Below are 4,448 nucleotides of genomic sequence, written 5' to 3' on the forward strand. Positions count from 1 at the left end.
TCTTCCAGGGTCATCTCGGAGACCTCGTACGTTGTAAACTGGTAACTCTGAAAAAAACCGATGTATTTAGTAATGGTGTTACGTGATAAACCCAACCTTGAACTTATCTGCCGTTTACTGACGCCCTGGCTGTACAAGCTAAAAATCTGTTTTAGTTTTCGCATATCTATCTGTTTGTTGGCCATGGTCTTTTTTACAAAAAAAAGACATTTGGCTTCTTACAAATAGAATCGATTTTTTAGTGGTTCACTTTACTCCGCCTAAAGTGGTTCACTTTGATCCGGCCAGGGTGGCTCACTTTAACCCGGCCAGGGTGGTATACTATGACCGTTTTTTGCACATTAGCGAGTTCAATAGAAACGGTTGGATTTTATAATGTTGATAATATTGTCGCAAGAGATATAGATAATGGAAATTTCGTAGTTGTTGAAGGAAACAGGAGAACTACAGCTATTAAATACCTGATTAATCAATATGATTTAGGACAATCAGTTCTTGATGAAGAAACAATACTAAAGCTAAAGAGTATAGATATTTTAGTAATTGAGGGGCAAATTGATGATGTTGAAGAAGTTGGTAAAGTTATTCAAGGTATTCGTAATGTCTCAGGGATAAAAGAATGGGATGCTTATCAAAAGGCTCAATATATAAATGATTTAATTGGTAAGGGAAAATCTCCTGCAACAATTTCAAAAATGATTGGAATGTCAGTTCGTGAAATCAATCGTTACTATAAGACTTTTAGTGTAATGTCACAATTCAAAAAAGATGAGGAGTATTCATCTTATTGGAAACACTCTTTCTTTAGTCATTTTGATGAGGTTTTAAAAAGACCAGCTCTAAGAAGTTTTATGGGATGGAATGATGAAACCTACTTATTCGAAAATCAGGAAAATACCAGAAGGTTTTATGAATGGTTAGCTCCAGATGAAGAAGGAAAAGTCGCTTTATCAGATGCACATAATGTTCGTCAATTGGTGCACTTAGTTGCTGAGCCTGTGGCCTTAAATTATTTGGACGATAAAAATTTGCAAAAGGCAATGAATTATATTGAACAAAAAAATTTCAATGCACAAAAAATAACTTTGCCAGAATGTATGGGGAAAATTTCAAATGCTATTGAGGCTTTTAAAAATATAGTAGCAGAAGGCTTAGAAGCTGAAATGTCGAATGAAGAAGTTGCTGATCTAAAAAAGTCAGTTCACGAAATGAAAAACCAATTGGATAGAATTGCTGTATTGAAACAAGCAGACGTTGTATGAACCGAGAATTATTAATCGAAATAGGTTCTGTAAATTCACAAATTAATTTTAGAACATTAGATTTACTCAACGAGTATTACAAAAAAGAAGGTTATAATATGTTTAAAGCGGCTGAATTAGCTGAAAATAATATTCAAAATTTTGTTACTTATGCTCGCAATGATATTAACCAATCACTATCAGACAACACTTGTAGTTTGTTTAATAGTGCTGACGCTTCTATCGTATCATTCAATTCTAATTTTGAAATAGTAAATTCTATTTACAAATCACTTAAATATATTAGTTGGCAGGATTTCGAGCATTTTTGTGGTTATCTTTTAAAGAAATGTTTTAACGCTATTAAGGTAGAAGTTTCTCAACAATCAAATGATGGTGGTGTAGATTTCTCTGGAATTATGCCTTTCAAGTCTAATTGTTCTTCAAATACTTATGGTAAAATAGAATTATATGGTCAGGCAAAAAAATATTCAGGAAATGTAGGTAGGGTTGATATTGACAAATTTACTGCATTTGCAAATCGTCAAAAACGTGATAACCAATATCCGGCTCAATTATTTTTGTTTTGTACAACATCTGGTTATAATAATTCGGCAATGAACGAAATAAGAAAGAATAACTTTATTGCTTTAAATGGTCAACAAATAGCCTATTTAATTTTTCAATATCTTAATCCTAAGGTAGAATCTACAGATAATTATATTGAATTATTTATGTCTGAAGTATAATTGGATATTCCCCACCGCACAGCCATTTGCTTCCAGTAGGTTTTTTTCGTTCGCTCGTACCTCACTTACTCTAATTACCCACTTCCTGCAACGCACAGCAAGAGAAGTCCTTCATTCCTTTCCGTTGCACTACAATCCATTCAGTCCTGCACTTGCTTTTATGCCCAGCTATTATACAAATTACAATTAAAATCGGGAATAGTGTCCAATTTAAATTAGCGCCTTAATCTTCCCATATTATACTCAAAGCTTTATCCTTGTAAGGAATACAATGTTCATAAAAAGGTCTTTCTGTATCTCTATCTTTCACATAATTGAACCAGTCCATCGCCCAAACCTGTTCTGTTTTATAGATATCTTGTGTATTTGATTGCAAGAAGTATTCTCCCATAACCGTATTTGTCGGAACGGTCCGATCGTTGAGCAACCATTTATAAGGGAAATCATCACTTTCTAGCTTCCATTTGACAACTCCTCTCTCTGCATATATAATCATTATGGGGTGATTACCTATTTGGGCAAAGCGAAACGCACAAGCAGTTCTACTTACTTTGTATTGAGTACATAAACTATCAATTAATTGAAAATTGAATTTTTTCTTGAAAATGTCCTGTTTGAATCTTGATTCAGGCATTAGAAGGCATGACGCAAAATAATCAGCTTCCCTTTCAATCGAGTTGAATTGCTTTCTATTAATTAAAGAAGGATGGGGTTCTAAAATTCCTTTTTTTAGACCAATTCTATGAGTATCAATAAAATAATGTCCGAGTTCATGAGCCAGAGTAAATCTGCCCCTTTCAGTGTTTTCCCTGTTACCATTGTCTGTATTTAAGTGAATATAAAAACAGTTGTCGGCATAAACAGTCATTCCATCAAATGTTCCCTTTTCATATGCATCATAAAATAGTTCTAACCCTATATCTTTAGCTATTTGATTTACTGGTGTTATTTTTTCTTGGTATTGAAATGCAATATACTCGGCAAGGTCTTTAATATAATGTAAGGATGTATTATTTATCATCCTTGTTGTGCTTTGCCTTCATTTTATCTATAATATGCTGTGGAAGATTATTACCTTTTCTAGCCACCATTCGTAATTCTTCAATTTCATTATTTAAAGAATTTTCGGTATCCGTCTGAATTTCCGTCAGGTTTTGCAAGCCTCGCTTTAGTATTTTTTCAGGGGCATCCCAATCAGTCGGTTCTTCTTCATCAGGAGTATTAAATAATTCGAATTCTTCTACTTCTTTCTCTGTTTCTGGAAAAAGTAATCCCTTAGACTGAAATAAATCGATTATTTTTTTTCTATTTGACATATTTCAAGGGTTTTAATTGAGTATTCTTTGTAAAGTAATCCACGATCTTTTTTTCACTTCGTTCTTTAATTTTCCTAATATTCACGGGTGTCGTATCATACATCTTGCACAACATCTTTAAAACGTCTGATGGTGTATTTTTACCTTCTTCATAATACAGATATAAGGTTAGGAGTATATGTCTGTCCCTTTCTGATAATATTTGTAATGCATCATCAAGGACTTTAAAGTTAACATTTCTAAAAATTTCTTCAGGCAAATCATCACTCTCTATGGCTGGTTCTACACTTAGTACTTCTAAAGGAATCGTATCTTTGTAATACTCATTAAATAAGCGTTTTAATTCATTTTTAGCAACTTTTGACAACCAGGCTTTGAACCCTTTGTCATCCTCTGCTTCCTTTCTAAAAGAAAAAAGTAAGGGGTTTTCATACAATTTATAAAATGTGTTACTGATTACAGTGTTTAATATTTCTTCATCATATACCCCTCTGTCTTTTAAAGCTCTAGAAACAACTGAATTCAAGAACTTACTATAACCACGATACAGATTTGTAAAACTTGCAATAGCAGAATCTTCATCGTAGTCTTTGTCTGAAATAACGAGCAAAATATTTTCAATTTCTTCTATTGACATTTACATAAAGCATAATAAAATTCCGTGACAAATTACAAAATATATTATTATGTCACGCTTTTGACTTTATACTTATGAAGCATTAATTTTCATGGCAAAGCCTTTATGCCAGTAAGTTAAAGGTCTAAGTTTAATATAATTCGTAAAAAGATGGCTACAAATCCACCTAAAGACAATGCAAGGAAAGGTGCTGTTAGAGATCGCTCTCAAACATACAATCCGAAAATAGATTCATGGATTAAACGAGATGCTAATACAGGTAGGTTCATGGATGTTAAGACCTCGGACAACAAACCTTTCAAAGGGGTACGCAACGAAAAATAGTTGTTGTTCCTCACTCGTAAAACGGAAAGGGGGGGGAAGCCCCACTAGTGGTCGGAAGAAATTCCGGCCACTTTAAGTTTTAAATAATTTGTTGGGATCTCCTCCGGAAAAGGTCACTATCATTGCAATAATTAAATTCCTTACTTCCATTTTAAATCTTCTCTTGGCTGTTTTATAACCG

General features: G+C 33.3%; 6 protein-coding genes. 2 read left to right on the forward strand and 4 right to left on the reverse strand.

Translation table 11 applies throughout. The features are described from left to right. Positions 1–185: helix-turn-helix domain-containing protein (locus AC13DP_RS04735; RefSeq protein WP_483067385.1), on the reverse strand; the 185-nt coding region annotated here is incomplete at its 3' end. Positions 186–323: 138 nt separating this feature from the next. Here AC13DP_RS04735 and AC13DP_RS04740 point away from each other — a divergent pair. Continuing rightward, positions 324–1,262 carry a ParB/Srx family N-terminal domain-containing protein gene (locus tag AC13DP_RS04740; protein WP_483067386.1) on the forward strand — a complete coding sequence of 313 codons (939 nt, stop codon included), beginning with the start codon at positions 324–326 and terminating at the stop codon, positions 1,260–1,262. Then, on the forward strand, positions 1,259–1,990 hold the full coding sequence (locus AC13DP_RS04745; protein WP_228250930.1) for a restriction endonuclease: 732 nt from the start codon (positions 1,259–1,261) through the stop codon (positions 1,988–1,990). The genes AC13DP_RS04740 and AC13DP_RS04745 overlap by 4 nt, the downstream gene beginning before the upstream one ends. Positions 1,991–2,213: 223 nt before the next feature. Here AC13DP_RS04745 and AC13DP_RS04750 read toward each other — a convergent pair whose 3' ends face one another. From AC13DP_RS04750 to AC13DP_RS04760, 3 genes are read right to left on the reverse strand one after another with little or no spacing between them, the layout of a single operon-like run. Then, on the reverse strand, positions 2,214–3,011 hold the full coding sequence (locus tag AC13DP_RS04750) for an ImmA/IrrE family metallo-endopeptidase (protein ID WP_228250929.1): 798 nt from the start codon (positions 3,009–3,011) through the stop codon (positions 2,214–2,216). Then, positions 3,001–3,306, reverse strand: coding sequence for a hypothetical protein (locus AC13DP_RS04755; RefSeq protein WP_228250928.1), 306 nt, complete (start codon positions 3,304–3,306; stop codon positions 3,001–3,003). Before AC13DP_RS04755 ends, AC13DP_RS04750 begins: the two co-directional genes overlap by 11 nt. Continuing rightward, positions 3,296–3,943, reverse strand: a complete 648-nt coding sequence (locus tag AC13DP_RS04760) for a sigma-70 family RNA polymerase sigma factor (protein WP_347405887.1) — start codon at positions 3,941–3,943, stop codon at positions 3,296–3,298. Before AC13DP_RS04760 ends, AC13DP_RS04755 begins: the two co-directional genes overlap by 11 nt. Positions 3,944–4,448 lie beyond the last annotated feature (505 nt).

It is taken from the genome of Zunongwangia sp. L-65 (assembly GCF_056859415.1).

What these genes read in the sequence shown, in the direction of transcription:
- AC13DP_RS04740 (WP_483067386.1), top strand. Translation starts at nt 324, where the DNA reads ATGACCGTTTTTTGCACATTAGCGAGTTCAATAGAAACGGTTGGATTT.
- AC13DP_RS04745 (WP_228250930.1), top strand. Translation starts at nt 1,259, where the DNA reads ATGAACCGAGAATTATTAATCGAAATAGGTTCTGTAAATTCACAAATT.
- AC13DP_RS04750 (WP_228250929.1), bottom strand. Translation starts at nt 3,011, where the DNA reads ATGATAAATAATACATCCTTACATTATATTAAAGACCTTGCCGAGTAT.
- AC13DP_RS04755 (WP_228250928.1), bottom strand. Translation starts at nt 3,306, where the DNA reads ATGTCAAATAGAAAAAAAATAATCGATTTATTTCAGTCTAAGGGATTA.
- AC13DP_RS04760 (WP_347405887.1), bottom strand. Translation starts at nt 3,943, where the DNA reads ATGTCAATAGAAGAAATTGAAAATATTTTGCTCGTTATTTCAGACAAA.